Here is an 18,118-nt window from a genome sequence, read left to right on the forward strand (position 1 = left end):
ATTTTTTGTTTGATCACATAACAAACCGATCCAGAAATTCAAGGAGCACCCGACTCATGAAATCCGATAGCGCACCACCTGGCCGCCTGAAGAGCCAACTCTTCGGCGTGTACTTTTTCCTGTTGCTGATGCTCGCCCTGTTCCCGCCGTTCTATTTGAGCGTGAGCGGCAGTACCGCGTTGGTACTGGGCATTCCATTGCCGATCTTCTACTGGATCGCCATTGCGGTGCTCGCAGGCCTGGGCCTGTGGGCGTTGTATGTGGCCGAGCTGAAAGCCGGTGAAATACCCGAAGAGGGGGAAGCGCAATGATCAGCACCACCAGCGATGCCAACCTCTTTATCACCTTCGGCGTCATCGGCCTGTTTTTGGCCGGGATGATCGCCGTGCTGTACGCCACCAACCGAGAAAGCACGACCTTCTCCGATTACGCCGTAGGCGGGCGCTCCTACGGGCCGTGGTACATCGCCATGTGTTACACCAACTCCTGGTGGCCGGGCTCGACCTTTACCGCGTTTTTTGCCCTGACCATCGGCGGCGCCCTGGGGTTCTACGGCATGGTCTACGCCACCCTTGGCGTGACGGCGATGTACCTGATGGCAAGGCGCGCCTGGACCTGGGGCCAGCGTTTCAACCTGCGCACCCAGCCGGATCTGCTCGGTATGCGTTTCAATAGCCCGGTGGTCAAACGGGTGGCCTCGATCATTGGCATCATCTCGGTATTCCCGTGGGTGGTGATGGGCATCCAGGCGTTGGCGATGCTGTTCCAGTTCGCCAGTTTCGGCCGTTGGGGCGTCACCACCTGCCTGATCGCCGGCGTGGGGGTGGTGCTGGTGCGTCAGTACTGGACCGTGAGCATGGGCATGCGCGGGCTGATCATGACCGACATGTTCCAGGGCCTGATCGCCTATGTGTTGTGCGCGGCGCTGTGTGTGTTCCTGCTGTTCGGCGACCAGGCGTCGTTCTCCAACCTGTCGCACTTGCCGGCGAAAATGCTGCTGATTCCCGGTGCCAGCGGTACCGGCTACGGCCCGTTGTACATGTTCAGCCTGATCTTCACCGGCGTGATCGGTTCGATGTGCTGGCCCATGAGCTTTCAGCGCATCTACACCGCCAGCGGCGTCAAGGCGGTGAAGAAGGGCACGCTGTACACCATCCTGTTGGTGGGAGGCTTCTACGGCATCCTGATGCTGTTCGCCGCGGCCATCAGCCAGGACCCGAACGTCATCGCGCACCCGCAACAAGGCTGGTTCCTGTCGCTGTTCGATATCGGCGGGCCGTGGATGCTGGCGCTGGCGATCGTCATCGTGCTGGCGGCAAGCATCGGCCACGTCGACGGTTGTGTGCAGGTCTGCGGCACGCAGTTCGCCAATGATTTGGCCACGTGGAATACCCCGCGTACGGATCGACAACTGACACTGCTGGCCAAGTCGGGCATGGTGGTGTTCATCGTCGCCGCGTCGGTGCTGGCATACCTGACCTTTGATTACGCCCGGTTACAGTTGCTGGCGCAGATTTCCTACCAGGGGATTATCCAGTTGGCGGTGCCGCTGTTTTTCGGGATCTTCAGCCGCCGCGGGAATAAGGAGGGCGCGATAGCCGGGATGCTGGCGGGAATTGTAGTGGCCATCGTGCTGACGACGATGTACCCGGATGACATTCCCGGGTTGGGGTCTTTGACCAGCGGGATTGTTGGGTTGGTGGTCAACGCGGGGATTTTTGTAGTGTGTGCGTTGGCGATCAAGCCGAGCGCGCAAGAAAGCGCTCGGGTGGAACAGTTGTTCGAGATGGCAGCACCAGGTCGCAAGGTGTCAGTGGGAGCAACGCCAGTTTTGAACTGAGCCCAATACCTATGAAGATCAACTGTGGGAGCAGCCAAGCGCTCCCACAGGAATCTGCAGCGCTCCAACAATGCGAAATTGCCAGTTACAACCTCGGCAGACTAGAATGCGATCAATTCTTAATTACGCTTGAGCCTCATCGCTCGGCGCGCCCCGGTGATCGGCATGTCGTCTCCCCTCAATCTGCATATCCAGGACCTGTACTGCGAACACCATGGATGGTTGCACCGCTGGCTGGCCCGCAAGCTGGGCAACGCCAGCGATGCCGCCGACCTGGCTCACGACACTTTTATGCGCCTGCTGAGTCGCCAGGCCAGCAGCAACCTGGGCGCCGAGCCCCGCGCCTTGCTCACCCACATCGCCAAGGGATTGATGATCGACAGTTGGCGCCGCCAGGAGGTGGAGCGCGCCTACCTGGAAACCATCGCGTACCTGCCGGAACAACACGTACCGTCGCCGGAAACCCGCTGGCTGATCCTCGAAGCGCTGTACCGCATTGAAGCGATGCTGCGGGACTTGCCGGTAAAAACCCGCCAGGCATTCCTGATGTCGCAGATCGACGGCCTGACTTATCAGCAGATTGCCGAGGCCTTGGGCGTGTCGCTGATCTCGGTCAAACGCTACATGCGCGACGCTTTCCTGGCTTGCCTGAGCGTGGCATGAGCCAGTCGATTGATCCGCTGATCCTCGGTGAAGCCGCCGACTGGATGGTGCAGTTGCAGTCTGGCAGCGCCACCGACGACGACCGCCGCGCGATTGCCCAGTGGCAGGGACGCAGCGCCCAGCATGCCCAGGCCTGGCAACGGGCGCAGGCGATTCTTGGCGACTTCAACAGCGTGCCGGCGGCGATTGCCGGCGATGCCTTAAAGCGCATCGGGCGCAAAAAGCCCCTCGGCCGACGCCAGGCGCTCGGATTGTTGCTGGCGGCAGGCCCGGCGGCCTGGTTGGCGTATCAACAGTTGCCCTGGCAGCAATGGGCGGCCGACCAGCACACCGCCATCGGTGAACAAAAAAACTTCACCTTGCCCGACGGCACACGCGTGCTCATCAACACCGGCAGCTCGTTGAATATCGTGTTCTCTGATCGGGTGCGCCGCATCGAACTGCTCAAGGGCGAAGTGTTGATCACCACCGCCAGGGATTCGGCCCATCGCCCGTTTAGTGTCCAGACCCGCCACGGCACCGCCCGGGCCTTGGGCACACGTTTCAGCGTGCGGGTTGGCGAGCAGCGCAGCCGAGTGGCCGTGACCGAAGGCGCGGTGGAACTGTTGCCACAGCACGCCAGCCAGGGCGTAATCGTCAAGGCGGGCGAGCAGGGCGCCTTCAGTGTGGACCGCGTAGCGGCCGTCGAGCCGCTGGACGTCAGCGCCCTGACCTGGGAAAACGGCATGCTGCTGGCCCAGCACATGCGCCTGGTGGATCTGCTGGAAGAACTGGGGCGTTATCGCGCTGGCGTGTTGCGCTGCCACGACTCGGTGGCAAATCTCACGGTGTCGGGAGCGTTTTCCCTGCGTGATACCGACGCCAGCCTGCACCTGTTGCAGGAATCCTTGCCGGTCAAGGTCAGCAGCCTTACCGGGTACTGGGTGACGGTCGAACCGCGCTGAATCTTTTTCAACGTTCGCTGATACCTTTTTCGTTGTCGTTCGGTGTAGGGGGAGAACCCTCAACATTGCTCCGCGCCGACAGGAATGCCCATGACCGCCAGACCGCTCCCGTACTGCACCCGTCCGTTGAAGGCATTGAGCCTGGCGGTTGCCCTTGCGGCCCTTGCGCCGTTGCAAAGCGCCATGGCGGCAGACGCAACCCAAAGCAGTGAGGCGCGCAGCTACAGCATCGCGCCGGGGCCGTTGGGCAATGTACTGGCACAGTTTGCAGCACTGTCCGGGGTGCCTTTGTCGTTCGACTCCACGTTGCTCAACGATCAACAAAGCCCTGGGTTGCAAGGCAGCTACAGTGCCCAATCGGGCTTTGCGCAACTGCTGCAAGGCAGTGGCTATACCCTGCAAGGTACCAGCGCGAATGGCTACACCGTGGTGCCCCAGGCCAGCGGCGATGCGTTGGAACTGGGTGCTACCACCATCAGTGGTGAGGCGAGCGGGGCGCAGGCAGATACCTACAGTGGTGGCCAGGTGGCACGTTCGGCGCGCCTCGGTGTGCTGGGCAACCGGTCCATCAGCGACGTGCCGTTCAGCGTGGTCAGCTACACCTCGAAAACCATCGCCGACCAGCAGGCGCGGACTGTGGGCGATGTGTTGCTCAACGACGCCTCGGTGCGCCAATCGGCCGGGTTCGGTAACTTCTCCCAGGTGTTCACCATTCGCGGGCTGCCGCTGAGTACCGATGACATCGCGTTCAACGGCCTGTACGGCGTGCTGCCCCGGCAGATCATCACCACCGAAGCCCTGGAACGGGTGGAGTTGTTCAAGGGCCCCAACGCTTTCGTCAATGGCGTCTCGCCTTCGGGCAGCGGGATTGGCGGCAGCGTCAACCTGGTGCCCAAGCGTGCCGAAGACACGCCCACCCGCAGCGTGACCCTCGATTACGCCAGCGACAGCCAGACCGGCGGCCACATCGACCTCGGCCAGCGCTTTGGTGAAGACAACCGCTTCGGCGCCCGGGTCAACCTGGCGCGGCACGGCGGCGAAACCGCCGTGGATGACGAAAATAAAAGCTCGCAGTTGATCGCCGTGGCCCTGGACTATCGCGGCGAGCGCTTGCGGGTTTCCACCGACTTTGGCTACCAGAAAGAACGCATCAACAATGGCCGCTCGGTGGTTTACCTGACCGGCACCAAAGTGCCAAGCCCGCCGTCAGCCAAAGACAACTACGCCCAGGACTGGAGCTGGTCGCAGCTGGAAGACACCTATGGCATGGTCAACGCCGAATATGACTTGAACGATAACTGGACGGCCTACGCCGCCGGTGGCGCCAAGCACACCCGGGAGAACGGCCAGTATTCGTCGCTGTATGTCGCCAACGACGGCAGCGCCAAAGTGGGCTTCCTGTATTCGCCCCACGACGAAGACAACAAAAGCGCGATGGCCGGCCTGAACGGGCATTTCGCGACCGGGCCGGTGACCCACCAGATGAACATCGGGCTGTCGGGCATCTGGGGCGAGCAACGCTCCTCTTATGAGGCGATCCTGCAGGCCAACCGTCAACCCGGCAACCTGTACAACCCGACGCAAACACCGCGGCCTGCCAATACCTATTTCGGCAGTGATATTCATGACCCGCGTGTGGTCGGCAAGAACCGGATCAAGAGTGCGGCGGTGTCCGATACCTTGGGCTTTATTGATGATCGGGTGTTGTTGACTCTGGGTGTGCGGCGCCAGACGATCGAGGTAGACAACTGGAACACTGCCACCGGCGTGCGCGGTACACCTTACTCAGAGTCCATCACCACGCCGGTTTATGGCCTGGTGATCAAACCGTGGGAGCACGTTTCGTTCTACGCCAACCGTATCGAAGGCCTGGCCCAGGGCCCCACGGCGCCGCTCACCAACGTGACCAACCCCGGTGAAGTATTCCCGCCCAAGCGCAGCAAGCAGACGGAAGCCGGGGTCAAGCTGGACTGGGATAACTATGGCGCCACGCTGGGCGTGTACCGCATCGAACAGCCGAACAATGCCACCACCCGCTTCCCGGGCCAGAAGGTCGATACGTTCACCGTCGACGGCGAGCAGATCAACAAAGGTGTAGAACTCAACGTATTCGGCGAACCCATCGATGGCCTGCGCCTGTTGGCCGGCGCGACCTGGATGGACACCGAACAAAAGAGCACCTCCAACGGCGCCACCGACGGCAACCGCGCCGCCGGTGTGCCACGCTTCCAGTACAACGTCGGTGCCGACTGGGACGTGCCGGGCATCCAGGGTGCGGCGGTCAGCGCACGCATGCTGCGCACCGGTGGCGAATACGTGAATGCGGCCAACAGCCTGAGCATCCCGGCCTGGACCCGCGTCGACCTGGGGGCGCGTTACGGCTTCAAGGCGGACGACAAGTACATCACCCTGCGCGCCAACGTGGAGAACGTGGCGAACAAGGCGTATTGGTCATCGGCGTCTACCGCCAATAACTACCTGACCCAGGGCGACCCGCGCACGGTGAAATTGTCAGCGACGGTGGATTTCTGAGTCGCAAAAATCTCTCGAAGTGAAAGAAGATCTTGTGGCCAGGGGGCTTGTTGTGGCGAGGGAGCTTGCTCCCGCTGGGCTGCGAAGCAGCCCCCAAAAGGCCCTGGTGTTATTTCAGGTGGATCGCCATTGCCTTGTTGGGGCCGCTTCGCAGCCCAGCGGGAGCAAGCTCCCTCGCCACAAAAAGCTCAAGCGCTGCACGGTCAACCCGCGCTCACTTCAATCCGGTCAAAGCCCTTGAGGCGATACAGCATCACCGAGATCGCCCAACTCGCCACAAAGATTCCGATGATCATGTAGCCCAGCATCCCGAAGCTGTCGTTCAGCGAGCCGATAAAGCCCCAGAACGACCCCTTCAGGTCTAACTGATCACCAATCAACCCCAGCGCCTCGATACTGCCGATCACTACCGCAACCACCACCGACACCAGCGTGATGGTCATGTTGTAGTAGATCTTGCGGATCGGCTTCATGTACGCCCAGCCATACGCCCCCAGCATCAGGTGGCCGTCGAGGGTGTCCACCAGTGACATGCCGGCGCTGAACAGCAGCGGGAACACCATGATCGCCCACGGCGAAAGCCCCTGTGAGGCCTGCGTCGCAGAAATCCCCAGCAAGCCAATCTCTGTGGCGGTGTCAAAACCCAGCCCGAACAGGAACCCCAGTGGGTACATGTGCCAGCTACGGCTGACCAGGCGAAACACCGGGCGGAAAATTCGCGCCATAAAGCCCCGGTCTGCCAGCAACACGTCGAAATCATCCTCCACATAGGCGCCGCCCTGGCGCACATGGCGCCAGGCCTTGTAGATAGCGTGCAGGATCACCAGGTTCATCAGGGCAATCACCAACAGGAACGCAGCCGAGACCGACGTGCCGATCACCCCGCCAATGGCCTTGAACCCTTCAAACCGCTCCTGCATCGCCGACGCGGCAAACGCGACACCAATGGACGCCAGCACCACCACCGAAGAATGCCCCAGTGAGAAAAAGAAACCGACCGCCACCGGGCGTTTCTTCTCTTGCATCAGCTTGCGCGTCACGTTGTCGATGGCGGCGATATGGTCGGCGTCCACCGCGTGCCGCAGCCCGAAACCGTAGGCCAATAACGCAGTGCCGAGCAACACCGGGTGGTCATGGAACGCCACCAGCGCCCAGACCCACGCCACCACGTTAATGCCGATCAACACGCCGTAGATGCCAAACAACTTGGCGCGAACCTGGGTGTTGGAGTCACTGAAAATCTGGGCAAGGCGTAGGATCATCGACGGTACCCCTGTGGCGCGGAAACATTCAGACACATTCGTGAACTTTATAGGTTTTGTTTAGAGTGATCATGAAATTTGTAGGGCGAATAAGGAGACGGCTGTGACGACTATCGAAAATGGCGCGCTGGCGGTTATTGAGTTCTGGAAACAGGCGGGGCCAAAGCGTTGGTTTGCCAAGGATGAGGCGTTTGATCAGCGCTTTCGCGAGGCTTTTCACGCGGCGCATTTTCAGGCAGCCCGGCGTGAGCTGGAAGGCTGGATGGGCACACCGCAAGGCGCGCTGGCGTTGCTGTTGCTGCTGGATCAGTTCCCGCGCAATACCTTTCGTGGCACCGCGCACATGTTCGCCACCGACCCGCTGGCGCGTTTGTATGCGCGGCAGATGGTAGACGCGGGGATGGACCGGTTGATCGAAACGCCGTTGCGGGCGTTTTGTTACTTGCCGTTCGAGCATTCTGAAGACCCCCAGGACCAACAGCTGTCGGTGGCGTTGAACAAGGATTTGGATGCCAATACCTATCGCTGGGCCCAGGAGCATGCCCGCATCATCGAGCGGTTCGGGCGCTTTCCCCATCGTAATGAGCTGTTGGCCAGGGTGACGACGCAGCAGGAGCGGGCGTTTCTGGATGAAGGTGGCTTTTCGGGGTGACGCTTCAGGCCTGTGACTTGGCCACTGCGTCCCTGATGCCCGACTGACGAAACCGTCGCACCCTCCGAATCAATCGCCCAACGCAGCGCTTCAGTGGCTGACGACAACCGCTTGTTTCATCTGTTGATCGTTCCTTGATCTGTTTTTGAGGGCTGAAGTGCTGCGCCATAGTCTTGCCGTTATCGGTGGTATTCCAGCCAGGAATGCCCCCATAAAAACCGCGCATTTTATTTGCGCGGCGCGATCTCGTAGTGTGGTGCTCCCACCAAGGAGATGCCGCCGTGAACCACCGCCCGCTGAACCTTTACGTTGACGCCCACTTCACCAGCCCGTACGCGATGTCGGCGTTCGTGACGCTGCGCGAAAAAGGCCTCGAATTTGAACTGCTCACCCTGAACCTCGACACGGCCGAGAACCAGTCCGAGGCGTTCGCCCACTTGTCGCTGACCGGGCGTGTACCGACCCTGGTGCAGGGCGAGTTTGCGCTGTCCGAGTCTTCGGCGATCACCGAGTACCTGGAAGAGGTGTTCCCGCAGGTGCCGGTGTACCCGGCAGACCCCCGGCAGCGGGCGAGGGCGCGGCAGGTGCAGGCGTGGTTGCGCAGTGACTTGATGCCGATCCGCCAGGAGCGTTCGACCCTGGTGGTGTTTTACGGGCTAAAGGGCGAACCGCTGTCGCCAGCCGCTGAAGCCGCAGCGCACAAGCTGATCAATGCGGCGCAGGTGCTGTTGGCCGATGGGCGTGACTACCTGTTCGGCGAGTGGTCGATCGCCGACGTGGACCTGGCCGTGATGCTCAACCGGCTGATCCTCAATGGCGACAGCGTGCCCGCCAACCTGGTGGCGTACGCGCAGCACCAGTGGCAACGGCCTTCGGTGCAGGAATGGGTCAAGCAGGCACGACCGTCGCTGTAGGCACCTCCCCAATTACTAAGTGAATACTGACCCATGAATATACTGTCGAGTGACTCCCGCCTGCCGCTGTATCAACGTTTTCGGGACCATCTGATCGAGCAGATCGCCACCAATCGCTGGCGCGCCGGTGCGGCCATTCCCCCGGAAGCGGTGTTGTCCACCCAATACCAGCTGTCTACCGGTACGGTACGCAAAGCGATCGAGGCGTTGGTGGGTGAGGGTATTCTTGAGCGTCAACAAGGCCGGGGCACGTTTGTGCGCCGGCCGAAGTTTCAGTCTTCATTGTTCCGCTGTTTTCGTTTCCAGGGCCCAGGCGGTGAATGCCATCTGCCGCAGAGCCGCATTTTATCGGCCAAGCCGGTGCTGGCACCGGCGTCTGTGAGCGAGGTGCTGGGGCTGGCGCCGGATGCCCCGGTGATTTGCATTGTGCGGGTGCATACGCTGGACACGCGACCGGTGCTGGCTGAGGAAATCTGGCTGCCGCGCGACCGGTTCCAGGCCCTGCTGGACGTAGACCTGACCCGCCAGGGGCTGTTGCTGTACCCGACCTACGAGGAGGTGTGCGGGCAAGTGGTGGCCTCTGCCGGGGAATCCCTCACTGCCGAATCCATTAACGAGGTGTGGGCCCGCTGGCTGCAGGTGCCGGTTGGCAGCCCGGTGATGGTGATCGAACGGCTGGCCCGCGATTACGCCGGTCAACCTTTGGAGTTGCGGCGTGGCCGTGGCCATGCCGAACACTTCCGGTACAACGTGGATATTCGCTGAAGCTGCAGCGCGCGGCTATTCGGCTTCGAGCAACACCAGCCACGTCTGCACTACCCGGCGGTCGAGGTCTTCCCAGTCGGCCATGCCCAGCACGCGGGTGGTGTTCAGCCCGCGCAGGTAGCCGCGTAGCTGCTGGGCGATGGCAAAGACCACTTCCCGCGAGGCGGCGTTATCCAGCAGCACCTGCTCATAATCAAACAGGTAATCGGCAACCCGCTCGCGAAACTCCGGCAGCACGGCTTCACGGATACGGTCGAAGGTTTTCTGGTGGGGCTTCATAGGCATTCCTTATCATTTTGTGTGAGGCGGCCTGCACGACACTATTGCTCCAGATAATAGTCATCATCAAGTATTGCGAGTTCTGTTTTTCTGCAAAAGGAGGACAATTGCCGTCATTCAAGACGATGTGCAAGGACCCTGCAATGAGGACTTTTACCGGATGGGCGCTGGTGGCGCTGCTGATGAGCGGGATTGGCGCGGCGGCACCGGCGGTGGCTGGGGGCGAGCAAACCCGCCATTTGTTGCCAATCGCTGCCAGCCCGGTCGGTTTGCAGCACTCGCAATCGGTCGGGGTGCTTTTCAGCGACAATACCCTCGATAACCTGGAGTACCTGGCGCGCTACCATGCCATGGCGGTCAATGGTGCCAAGGACCAGTTGGACGGGCAGATCCGCCAGGCATTTATCGACAGCTCCGACCCGGACCTGGCGATCGATTGGCTGATGACGTCCCTGCGACACACCTTTGCCTCGGTCACCCGTTACGACACCCTTGATGCGCTGCTACAGGCGCACCCGGACGTGGTAGTGATGCTCGACACCTACAACCAGTTGCTGACCCAGCGTAATGACCTGGTGGAGGCAAGGTTTGTCGCCAAGTTCTATGACATCCACCTGCAATACATCGACAAAGCCTGGGGTTCGGCGCAATTGCACTTGCCTTCTGTATGGGTACATGACAAAACGGCGCCCCAGATCGCTGCACAGATTGGGCAGCAGCGCGACGTTCAGTTGAATGCGTTAAAGCAGTTTGATGCCTCGCTCAAGGCGCTGGTCGCCGCAGGTTGACGCCCACTTATTTTATTTTCAGGATTTTTTATGCGCTTGTTGTTAGTGCCCGCTATGGCTTCTGCTGCTTTATTGATGGCCGGCTGTACATCCGCCCCCAATGCTCCAACCCTCACACTGCAAACCAGCAAATCCCCGGATGCTTACGTTGAGTGCGTGGTGCCCAAGTTCGAGAAAAACGGCATGACCTCGACAGTGACCGCTAATTCGCGGCATGCCCGGATTGTGGTCAGCAGCAAGATTGCCGCCGACAACATCCTGGAGGTGTACAAGGCTCAGGACGGCGGCAAAGTGTTCCTGTACGAGCGCAAGCCATTGGCGTCGACGTTCAAGCCGTCGCGTTTCGAGCATGCGGCGCAGGATTGCCTGTAAACCCAAGGCCCTGTAGGAGCTGGTTTACCTGCGATAGCATCGACTCGGTGCAGCTGATGTACCAAGGTGTCTGCATCGCTGGCAAGCCAGCGCCTACACCGGGTTTAAGCTCGGCTTCTGCTCACCGTTGAACGCATTAACCGCCTTCACCAGGCCTTTGGCCGCCAACGTTACCAACTCACCGCCTTTTTGCGGGGTGGCCAGCGCAGGGTCCGAACCCATGCGCCCGTCCGGGAAGCGTGCGCGGAAGTCGCGTGCTTCGCGGATCGGCCCGGTGTTGGCGATTTGCGGCGAGTAGTCAGCCGACTTGATCGCCTGCGGGTACGCCCATTGGGTTACCGCGATTTCCGATGGCGTAGCATGGCTGCCGTGGCCGACCGGGAACTGCTGGTGCGCCAGCTCGGTTACGCCTTCCAGGTCCCACCAGTTGCACAGCTTCAGCGCATAACCCGACGGGCGCCCGGCAAAGCTTGCTTCGGCGTACAGCTCGGAGAACGCCGCTTCGATCGAGGCGATGTTACCGCCGTGGCCATTGAGGAACAGAATCTTCTCGAAACCATGGCCCGCCAACGACCGTACCCAGTCGCCAATCGCCGCGATAAAAGTCGAAGGCCGCAGGGAAATGGTGCCAGGGAAGCCCAGGTGATGTTGCGCCATGCCGATATTGAAGGTGGGGCCGATCAGGATGTCGGCATTCTTCTGCGCTTCATGGGCGATGATTTCCGGGCACATCCAGTCGGTGCCCAGCAGGCCGGTGGGGCCGTGTTGCTCGTTGGAGCCGATGGGAATCACGATGCTGCGGCTGCGTTCCAGAAACTGACCAATCTCGATCCAGGTGGATTGATGTAAAAGCATCTCAGGTTCTCTCTCTCATCAAGCCCAGGAACACGGTGAAGTTCCTGGTGGCGTGTGCCGCATGGTGCACGGCAACGGCCAGCCCTTCAACCGCCTTTGACGGTACCGGCGCTCGCCATCTGGCGTGGCTTGCAGTTGAGGTACGCCGAGGACTTCAGCCAGCGCTGGTCGGGGTACCAGGAAAACATGAACTGGCCATCCTTGAGCTTATCTACCACCTGGCGCGCCACTTGCGGGCGCACGGCCGGGCAACCCTGGCTGCGGCCGATGCGGCCTTCGCGTTTGCTCCACAAGGGGCTGACGTAGTCGGCGGCATGGATCACGATGGCGCGGTCTCGGGCCCGGTCGTTGAAACCCGGCTCCAGGCCGTCCATGCGCAACGAATAACCATGGGCGCCTTCGTAGCTCTCCTGGGTGCGGAACAAGCCAATGCTGGATTGGTAACTGCCCTCGCGGTTGGAGAACTGCGTGGCGAAGTTTTCGCCGGACTTTTGCCCATGAGCCACCAGGTCCCGCAGCACTAAAGTCTTTTTGCGCAGGTCGAAGATCCATAAGCGACGAGCGGTCGAAGGTTGGGAATAGTCGATCACGGCCAGCCGGTCGGACTGTTCGATGCCATTGCCCACCGCGCACTGCATGGCGCTCAAGGCTCTTTTCAATACGTCGGGGTTGAGTTCTGGAGCGGCGTGGGCGAGGCTGCTATACAGAGTAAGGGGTTTACCCGTGTCTGCGAGCGCAATAGTGCTCAGCGAGGCAAAGGTCGAGATGATCAGGCCAATTCGGCAGCAAAAGGTCAGCATGTATAGAGCATCTCCGCCGTGGAAGGGAGCTAAGCGATTGTTCAAAAAACACGCATGTTACTTGAGCATTTGCCTGCTCGTTGCACCGCTGGTCGCGACGGCCGATGACGTTCTGGTGGTGTCGCCGGCCCCGGTGCAATTGGCGCTGTCGCAGTTGTCGACCGTTTGCCCTGGCCTGGCCGGGCAAGTCGACGCCGCTACCCAGGCGCGCTTGCAGGCTTTTTATCAGCAGCAGGGCGACGTGGTGCTCTGGCCCGAGGGCGAACGCCGCAGCGCGTTGCAAGCCCAACTGCTGATGCTGGCCGACGACGGCCTGGACCCCGCTCACTATCGCCTGCCCCCGGTAGAGGCCACGGGTAACGTGCTGTGCAGCGACATCGGCACCAGCCAGCAATACCTGCAAGCCCTGCAGGACCTGCATTTTGGCCGTTTGCAGCAATCGCGCTTCGAGCCGCTCTGGCACTCGCAACCACCGGCCGTTGACCCCGACACCCAAGTTTTGGCATTGGCCGGGCCCGGTTTGCAGGATATCGCCCAAGCCTTCGACCAGGCCCGCCCAAACGCGCCGTTATACCGCAGCCTGCGCAGCGCCTATGCCGCCTTGCGCCAGCAACCGCTTCAGCATTGGGATGCGGTAGCCAGCGGCCCGTTGTTGCGTCCTGGCATGGACGATTCGCGTGTGCCGCAACTGGCGCGGCGCATGGTCAATGGCGGCTACCTCACGGGCCCATCTTCCGGTACGCAATACCGCGGCGAGTTGGTGAGTGCGGTCAAAACCTTCCAGCAAAGCCATTCACTGCAAGCCGACGGCGTGATCGGGCCCGGTACCGTCACCGAGCTGAACATCAGCCCGGCGATTCGCCGCGAGCAACTGCGCATCAACCTTGAGCGGTTTCGCTGGCTGTCCCAGGACCTGGAGCCTGAAGGCGTACTGGTCAACGTGGCTGCGGCGCAACTGAGCTTCTACCAGGGCGGCGTGCCCGTGTGGCAAACCCGCCTGCAAGTTGGCCGTGCCGACCGCCAGACGCCGCTGCTGAAGTCGCGCATCACCCGGCTGACCCTGAACCCCACCTGGACCATCCCGCCCACCATCATGCGCGAGGACAAGCTGCCGGCGATCCGCCTGAACCCCGAATACCTGCGCCAACAGAACCTGCAAGTGCTCGACAGCCAAGGCAACCCGCTGGCGCCGGAACAGGTCGACTGGTCGCACCCCGGCAACATCCTGCTGCGCCAGGGCGCCGGCCCGCGCAACCCACTGGGCCGGATCGTGCTGCGCTTTCCCAACCCGTATTCGGTGTACCTGCACGACACGCCGAGCCAGCCACTGTTTTCCAAGGGGCCGCGAGCCTTCAGTTCAGGGTGTGTGAGGGTTGAGCAGCCGCTGCAATTGCGCGACTTGCTGGTGAGCCCGGCGGAGAAGATCCGTACTGAGGAGCTGTTGGCGACGGAAACCACCCATGAGTTCCGGCTTGCTACCCCGGTGCCGGTGTTGCTGGGGTACTGGACGGTGCAGGCCGATGGCAAGGGCGCGTTGCTGTACTCGCCGGATATTTATGCGCGGGACCCGGTGTTGATGAAGGCGATGGAGAGTGCGCTCTAAGGCGTGACGCCTTGCAGACTGCGGTATTCCACGGTCAGGTGTGTCACCTCATGCACTGGTGCCAGCCGCTCGCGGATGATCTCGGCCGTTACGTCGGCATTGCCCCATACACTCACAATCGCCGCACGCGCTTGGGGCCCGACCTGCCACACGTGCAGGTCGGTGATGCGCACATCTCCTGACGCACCAAGGATCTCGCGAATTTCTTCGGCGACATGCTCATCGGTGCGGTCCAGCAGCACGCCCGAAGTGTCACGCATCAAGGTCCAGGCCCAGCGCGCAATCACCAGTGCCCCGACAATCCCCATCAGCGGGTCAAGCCACACCCAGCCCAGGTAACGCCCGGCCAGCAGGGCGGCGATGGCCAGGATGGAGGTCAGCGCATCAGCCAGCACATGAACATAAGCCGAGCGCAGGTTGTTGTCGTGGCCATGGCTGTGGCCGTGATCATGCCCGTGCTCATGAGGATGACCATGGCTGCCGGAAAGCAGCAGGGCGCTGACGACGTTGACCGCCAAGCCTGCGATGGCGATCAGGGTTGCAGTGCCGAAGTCGACCTGGGTCGGCTCCAGCAGGCGGATCAGCGACTCGACACCAATGCCGATCGCCACCAACCCCAGCACCAGCGCCGAAGCAAACCCGCCCAGGTCCCCGACCTTGCCGGTGCCAAAGCTGTAGCGAGTGCTCGCCGCATGGCGCCGGGCATAGGCGTAGGCCGCTGCCGCGATGCCGAGCGCACCGGCATGGGTGGCCATGTGGAAACCGTCTGCGAGCAGGGCCATAGAGCCGGTGATGTAGCCAGCGGTAATTTCCCCGACCATCATGACAACGGTCAGTGCGACGACCCATAAGGTGCGCTTGGCGTTCTCATCGTGTGAGGCGCCGAGGAACATATGCGGGTGGGTGTGGGCGGCGCTCATGTCAATGAACTCTTCATTTGCTATAGCGGCGGATGGCTTCGAGTAACTCATCGACGCCCTTGGCGCGTTCTTCAGCGCTCAAGTCGGGATGGGCTACGTGTTCACGGGCGTGATCTTCGATGATTTCATCCATCAGCCCATTGATTGCGCCCCGTGTGGCGGCCACCAGGTGCAGGGTCTTGGCACAGTCATCGTCTGATTCCAGCGCGCGCTCCACAGCCTGGATCTGCCCGGCGATGCGTTTGACGCGCTTGAGCAAGTCGTCCTTGCCTGATTTTACGTGAGACATACCATACCCCCCCTACCTATATTTGAAATGGATAGTTACAGGTACGGATGATTTGCGCAAGGGTGGGGAAAAGAGGTCAGTGCTGGCCGGCCAATCGGCGGGTAATCAGCGCCAAGGCTTCATTGGGAGGCAGTTGTGCCGTGTCGACGGTAAAGGGCGCGTCGTGCCACGGCTCATATTCATGGGCCAGGACCGACTGCCAGGCGGGCGGCGTGAGCCCTGGGATATCGCTGGTGCGTGATTCCACGCGGCGTTGGTGTTCGTGTGGGTCGGAGCACACCACCCGGATATTCACCAGCGGCTTACCGGCGCGTAGCGCGGTGTCGCTCCACGCCTGACGACTTTCAGCCACCGGGTTAACGCAATCAACGACAACCGTGTGGCCCAGCAGAAGGTTGCTCAACGCCAGCGCATTGGCCACCTGGTAACCGCTGCTGCCCACGCCCTGTGCCAGAACCCCGGCATCGCGGATGGCCTGCTCGATGGTATCGATGCGCAGGTACACAGCGCCGGATTGGCCAGCAAGGGCCTTGGCAATCGTGGTCTTCCCGGTGCCGGGCAGGCCGCTGAACACAATAAGCATCGTCGATCCTTCGAATGGGTGAGTCGGCTCAGTCTACCGCTGGACTTACTTCAAATAGCAAGCGCTGATCCAGTCCGAAGGCTTGGGCGCGAGCTGTTCGGCCACCGGCCAATACCGCGCGTCCAGCTGCGCCGCCAGCCAGTACAGCGTATTGCTGCTTTTGGGGTTCCACTCGCCGCTGTAGCCCGGCTCGCCGACGCGGGCGCGGTCCCTGTCGAACTGCACGTGGGTGTTCACGAACTCTTCGTGGCTGCGCTGGCCTTTGGCATACGGCGCGAGCCAGTCCAGTGCTTCGCTCAACGAGCCGCCGTGGGGCGCGGTGACGTCCAGCCAGTTGCCGCCAATGCCGTAGGGCTTGGCCGCCAGCGCCGCCTGAACCAGCGGCTCCAGGTCGTAGACCACGTAGTGCAGGGCGTCACGGTCCTTAAAGTCGGTCACCGAGCCATCTGGCAGCACGTTGTCGTTGATCTGTTGCCGGAACAGCTGGAAGGCCTGCTCCAGCATCTCGCGGTCGCCCAGCGCGGCGGCGGCCACGGTGACCAGTTTTACGCGGTGGCTCTGCCAGTTATTGGTGTTGGTGGCTTTCTTTTCGCCGTGGAACTGTTTGATGCGCTCGATATAGCCATTGCCCAGGTGGGTCAGCAGCGCGCGGGTGGCGTCGCGGGTCTGGGGGCGCAGGTCATTGGCCGTGAGGCTATAGGCGCTGATCAACATATCGAGGTTGGTTTCGTCGATCGGGTTGAAGTCCGGCTGATAGGTGCTGGCCCACGCGCTGAGGTAGTCATCCACTTGCTTGAGGTAGCGCGTGTCGCGGCTCAGGCGCCAGGCCAGGGCAGCCTCGCGCATCACCGGCCAATCCTTCTCGGCGGCGATGCTTTGCTCGCGGATGCCTTGGTTGGGCAACGTGCCTTCGGTGTGCAGATGGGGCAGGGCGCCGGGCTGGTCGCCGAGGTGGCGCTGGGCGGCGGTCAGCAGTGACTTGGAAGTCGGGTTCGAGGTGGCGGGCTGGCAGGCACTCAGGGCTTGGGGTGCGGCAACGGCGGCGTGGGCGAACGAGGCGAGTAGTGCGGCCAGAGCCACGGTTTTAAAAGGGCGTTGTAGCATGCGGTTTCTCAGGAATGGATTGACCGGATCGGAGCGCAAACACGCTACCATGGCCGTGATGAGTATTTGATGAAATACCCGCCGGCCCTCTATCCTGGCCGGCGTTGCCCGGTCGAGAACAGGACGCCCCATGACCTTGCAGTTCGTGAAGATGCACGCCCACGGTGATGACTTCATCGTGATCGACCGGCGCGGCCAGGCTGACTCTGTCACTGCGCAAATCACCCGCCGGCTGGGAGACCGTCATCGCGGTATCGGCTTCAATCAATTGGCCGTAGTACTCGATTGCGCTGATGCCGCCGCCCGCATCAAGTTCTGGAACCCCAATGGCACCCCGCTCGACACCTGCGGCAGCGCCACCCGCGGGGTTGCAGACATGTTGATGCGCGAAGCCGGCACCGCGAGCATCGTGCTGCGCACCAACCGTGGCCTGCTGACCTGCGTACGCGAATCGGGGCAGCGGGTGTCGGTGGACATGGGGCCGCCGTCATTGGGCTGGGAAGCCATTCCGCTGGCGCAGGCAATGGACACCGAACGCTTGCCGCTGGAGGGCAATCCGGCGGCGTGCAGCATGGGCAACCCGCACTGCACGTTCTTCGTCGAGGATCTGGCCACTATCGACATCGCCGCCATCGGGCCAACGCTGGAAACCAACCCGCTGTTCCCCAGCAAGACCAACGTGCATTTCGTGCAGGTACTCGACCGTGGCCATATCCGCCCGCGCATCTGGGAACGTGGCGGCCGCATCCCGCAAGGCTCGGGCTCGTGCTGCTGTGGCGCGGCGGTCAACGGGATTCGTCGCGGGCTGCTGGATGACACGGTCGAGGTGCAATGCGACGGCGGCACGGTGACCGTGCACTGGGACGGCAGTGGTGGTGTGGTGCTGACCGGCGCCGTGCAAACGACATTTCACGGCAGCATCGCCGAGCACTTTTTGCAGGCGCCATGACAAA

General features: G+C 61.8%; 20 protein-coding genes. 12 read left to right on the top strand and 8 right to left on the bottom strand.

Features of this window, described 5'->3' with window-relative positions; genetic code table 11:
* The first annotated feature begins 56 nt into the window (after positions 1–56).
* The 5 genes from RGV33_RS14305 to RGV33_RS14325 all read left to right on the top strand — a co-directional run bounded on the left by RGV33_RS14305 (position 57) and on the right by RGV33_RS14325 (position 5,979).
* Positions 57–311, top strand: a complete 255-nt coding sequence (locus tag RGV33_RS14305) for a hypothetical protein (RefSeq protein ID WP_322144805.1) — start codon at positions 57–59, stop codon at positions 309–311.
* Positions 308–1,840, top strand: a complete 1,533-nt coding sequence (locus RGV33_RS14310; protein ID WP_322144806.1) for a sodium:solute symporter family protein — start codon at positions 308–310, stop codon at positions 1,838–1,840. The genes RGV33_RS14305 and RGV33_RS14310 overlap by 4 nt, the downstream gene beginning before the upstream one ends.
* 165 nt (positions 1,841–2,005) lie before the next feature.
* On the top strand, positions 2,006–2,503 hold the full coding sequence (locus RGV33_RS14315) for a sigma-70 family RNA polymerase sigma factor (RefSeq protein ID WP_322144807.1): 498 nt from the start codon (positions 2,006–2,008) through the stop codon (positions 2,501–2,503).
* A complete protein-coding gene (locus RGV33_RS14320; protein ID WP_322144808.1) occupies positions 2,500–3,447 on the top strand; it encodes a FecR family protein in 948 nt (315 codons plus the stop codon). The genes RGV33_RS14315 and RGV33_RS14320 overlap by 4 nt, the downstream gene beginning before the upstream one ends.
* A 90-nt stretch (positions 3,448–3,537) precedes the next feature.
* Complete coding sequence (locus RGV33_RS14325) at positions 3,538–5,979, top strand: TonB-dependent receptor (protein WP_322144809.1); 2,442 nt, start codon at positions 3,538–3,540, stop codon at positions 5,977–5,979.
* Between the two features lie 203 nt (positions 5,980–6,182).
* On the opposite strand, the gene RGV33_RS14330 is transcribed toward RGV33_RS14325, so the two are convergent.
* A complete protein-coding gene (locus tag RGV33_RS14330; RefSeq protein ID WP_322144810.1) occupies positions 6,183–7,241 on the bottom strand; it encodes a HoxN/HupN/NixA family nickel/cobalt transporter in 1,059 nt (352 codons plus the stop codon).
* Positions 7,242–7,344: 103 nt separating this feature from the next.
* On the opposite strand from RGV33_RS14330, the gene RGV33_RS14335 reads away from it, so the two are divergent.
* The 3 genes from RGV33_RS14335 (at position 7,345) to RGV33_RS14345 (ending at position 9,572) form a co-directional block, all read left to right on the top strand.
* On the top strand, positions 7,345–7,893 hold the full coding sequence (locus tag RGV33_RS14335; protein ID WP_322144811.1) for a DUF924 family protein: 549 nt from the start codon (positions 7,345–7,347) through the stop codon (positions 7,891–7,893).
* Positions 7,894–8,174: 281 nt separating this feature from the next.
* On the top strand, positions 8,175–8,807 hold the full coding sequence (gene yfcF, locus RGV33_RS14340) for a glutathione transferase (RefSeq protein ID WP_322144812.1): 633 nt from the start codon (positions 8,175–8,177) through the stop codon (positions 8,805–8,807).
* Between the two features lie 33 nt (positions 8,808–8,840).
* Positions 8,841–9,572 (top strand): GntR family transcriptional regulator, encoded by a 732-nt coding sequence (locus RGV33_RS14345; protein ID WP_322144813.1) that lies wholly within the window; start codon positions 8,841–8,843, stop codon positions 9,570–9,572.
* A gap of 15 nt (positions 9,573–9,587) precedes the next feature.
* Here RGV33_RS14345 and RGV33_RS14350 read toward each other — a convergent pair whose 3' ends face one another.
* Positions 9,588–9,851, bottom strand: a complete 264-nt coding sequence (locus RGV33_RS14350; RefSeq protein ID WP_322144814.1) for a hypothetical protein — start codon at positions 9,849–9,851, stop codon at positions 9,588–9,590.
* 143 nt (positions 9,852–9,994) lie between these two features.
* Here RGV33_RS14350 and RGV33_RS14355 point away from each other — a divergent pair, with 143 nt between their 5' ends.
* Together RGV33_RS14355 and RGV33_RS14360 are read left to right on the top strand one after the other, a co-directional pair.
* Positions 9,995–10,639, top strand: coding sequence for an ATPase (locus RGV33_RS14355; RefSeq protein WP_322144815.1), 645 nt, complete (start codon positions 9,995–9,997; stop codon positions 10,637–10,639).
* Positions 10,640–10,669: 30 nt separating this feature from the next.
* A complete protein-coding gene (locus tag RGV33_RS14360; protein WP_322144816.1) occupies positions 10,670–11,011 on the top strand; it encodes a hypothetical protein in 342 nt (113 codons plus the stop codon).
* A gap of 93 nt (positions 11,012–11,104) precedes the next feature.
* Here RGV33_RS14360 and RGV33_RS14365 read toward each other — a convergent pair whose 3' ends face one another.
* Positions 11,105–11,866 carry a creatininase family protein gene (locus RGV33_RS14365; RefSeq protein ID WP_322144817.1) on the bottom strand — a complete coding sequence of 254 codons (762 nt, stop codon included), beginning with the start codon at positions 11,864–11,866 and terminating at the stop codon, positions 11,105–11,107.
* Between the two features lie 86 nt (positions 11,867–11,952).
* On the bottom strand, positions 11,953–12,666 hold the full coding sequence (locus RGV33_RS14370) for a murein L,D-transpeptidase catalytic domain family protein (RefSeq protein ID WP_322144818.1): 714 nt from the start codon (positions 12,664–12,666) through the stop codon (positions 11,953–11,955).
* A gap of 37 nt (positions 12,667–12,703) precedes the next feature.
* Between RGV33_RS14370 and RGV33_RS14375 the strand changes: the two genes are divergently transcribed.
* Positions 12,704–14,269, top strand: a complete 1,566-nt coding sequence (locus tag RGV33_RS14375) for a L,D-transpeptidase family protein (protein WP_322144819.1) — start codon at positions 12,704–12,706, stop codon at positions 14,267–14,269.
* Here RGV33_RS14375 and dmeF read toward each other — a convergent pair.
* The 4 genes from dmeF to RGV33_RS14395 all read right to left on the bottom strand — a co-directional run bounded on the left by dmeF (position 14,266) and on the right by RGV33_RS14395 (position 17,165).
* Positions 14,266–15,189, bottom strand: a complete 924-nt coding sequence (dmeF, locus tag RGV33_RS14380; protein ID WP_322144820.1) for a CDF family Co(II)/Ni(II) efflux transporter DmeF — start codon at positions 15,187–15,189, stop codon at positions 14,266–14,268. The genes RGV33_RS14375 and dmeF overlap by 4 nt on opposite strands.
* Positions 15,190–15,202: 13 nt before the next feature.
* Positions 15,203–15,478: a metal/formaldehyde-sensitive transcriptional repressor gene (locus RGV33_RS14385; RefSeq protein ID WP_322144821.1), complete on the bottom strand. Its 276-nt coding sequence runs from the start codon at positions 15,476–15,478 to the stop codon at positions 15,203–15,205.
* A 76-nt stretch (positions 15,479–15,554) separates the two neighbouring features.
* Complete coding sequence (locus RGV33_RS14390) at positions 15,555–16,061, bottom strand: AAA family ATPase (RefSeq protein ID WP_322144822.1); 507 nt, start codon at positions 16,059–16,061, stop codon at positions 15,555–15,557.
* Between the two features lie 45 nt (positions 16,062–16,106).
* On the bottom strand, positions 16,107–17,165 hold the full coding sequence (locus RGV33_RS14395) for an alginate lyase family protein (RefSeq protein ID WP_322144823.1): 1,059 nt from the start codon (positions 17,163–17,165) through the stop codon (positions 16,107–16,109).
* A 130-nt stretch (positions 17,166–17,295) separates the two neighbouring features.
* Between RGV33_RS14395 and dapF the strand changes: the two genes are divergently transcribed.
* On the top strand, positions 17,296–18,114 hold the full coding sequence (gene dapF, locus RGV33_RS14400) for a diaminopimelate epimerase (protein WP_322144824.1): 819 nt from the start codon (positions 17,296–17,298) through the stop codon (positions 18,112–18,114).
* Positions 18,115–18,118 lie beyond the last annotated feature (4 nt).

It is taken from the genome of Pseudomonas sp. Bout1, assembly GCF_034314165.1.
Taxonomy (GTDB): domain Bacteria; phylum Pseudomonadota; class Gammaproteobacteria; order Pseudomonadales; family Pseudomonadaceae; genus Aquipseudomonas.

What these genes read in the sequence shown, in the direction of transcription:
- RGV33_RS14305 (WP_322144805.1), top strand. Translation starts at nt 57, where the DNA reads ATGAAATCCGATAGCGCACCACCTGGCCGCCTGAAGAGCCAACTCTTC.
- RGV33_RS14310 (WP_322144806.1), top strand. Translation starts at nt 308, where the DNA reads ATGATCAGCACCACCAGCGATGCCAACCTCTTTATCACCTTCGGCGTC.
- RGV33_RS14315 (WP_322144807.1), top strand. Translation starts at nt 2,006, where the DNA reads ATGTCGTCTCCCCTCAATCTGCATATCCAGGACCTGTACTGCGAACAC.
- RGV33_RS14320 (WP_322144808.1), top strand. Translation starts at nt 2,500, where the DNA reads ATGAGCCAGTCGATTGATCCGCTGATCCTCGGTGAAGCCGCCGACTGG.
- RGV33_RS14325 (WP_322144809.1), top strand. Translation starts at nt 3,538, where the DNA reads ATGACCGCCAGACCGCTCCCGTACTGCACCCGTCCGTTGAAGGCATTG.
- RGV33_RS14330 (WP_322144810.1), bottom strand. Translation starts at nt 7,241, where the DNA reads ATGATCCTACGCCTTGCCCAGATTTTCAGTGACTCCAACACCCAGGTT.
- RGV33_RS14345 (WP_322144813.1), top strand. Translation starts at nt 8,841, where the DNA reads ATGAATATACTGTCGAGTGACTCCCGCCTGCCGCTGTATCAACGTTTT.
- RGV33_RS14350 (WP_322144814.1), bottom strand. Translation starts at nt 9,851, where the DNA reads ATGAAGCCCCACCAGAAAACCTTCGACCGTATCCGTGAAGCCGTGCTG.
- RGV33_RS14355 (WP_322144815.1), top strand. Translation starts at nt 9,995, where the DNA reads ATGAGGACTTTTACCGGATGGGCGCTGGTGGCGCTGCTGATGAGCGGG.
- RGV33_RS14360 (WP_322144816.1), top strand. Translation starts at nt 10,670, where the DNA reads ATGCGCTTGTTGTTAGTGCCCGCTATGGCTTCTGCTGCTTTATTGATG.
- RGV33_RS14365 (WP_322144817.1), bottom strand. Translation starts at nt 11,866, where the DNA reads ATGCTTTTACATCAATCCACCTGGATCGAGATTGGTCAGTTTCTGGAA.
- RGV33_RS14370 (WP_322144818.1), bottom strand. Translation starts at nt 12,666, where the DNA reads ATGCTGACCTTTTGCTGCCGAATTGGCCTGATCATCTCGACCTTTGCC.
- dmeF (WP_322144820.1), bottom strand. Translation starts at nt 15,189, where the DNA reads ATGAGCGCCGCCCACACCCACCCGCATATGTTCCTCGGCGCCTCACAC.
- RGV33_RS14385 (WP_322144821.1), bottom strand. Translation starts at nt 15,478, where the DNA reads ATGTCTCACGTAAAATCAGGCAAGGACGACTTGCTCAAGCGCGTCAAA.
- RGV33_RS14390 (WP_322144822.1), bottom strand. Translation starts at nt 16,061, where the DNA reads ATGCTTATTGTGTTCAGCGGCCTGCCCGGCACCGGGAAGACCACGATT.
- RGV33_RS14395 (WP_322144823.1), bottom strand. Translation starts at nt 17,165, where the DNA reads ATGCTACAACGCCCTTTTAAAACCGTGGCTCTGGCCGCACTACTCGCC.
- dapF (WP_322144824.1), top strand. Translation starts at nt 17,296, where the DNA reads ATGACCTTGCAGTTCGTGAAGATGCACGCCCACGGTGATGACTTCATC.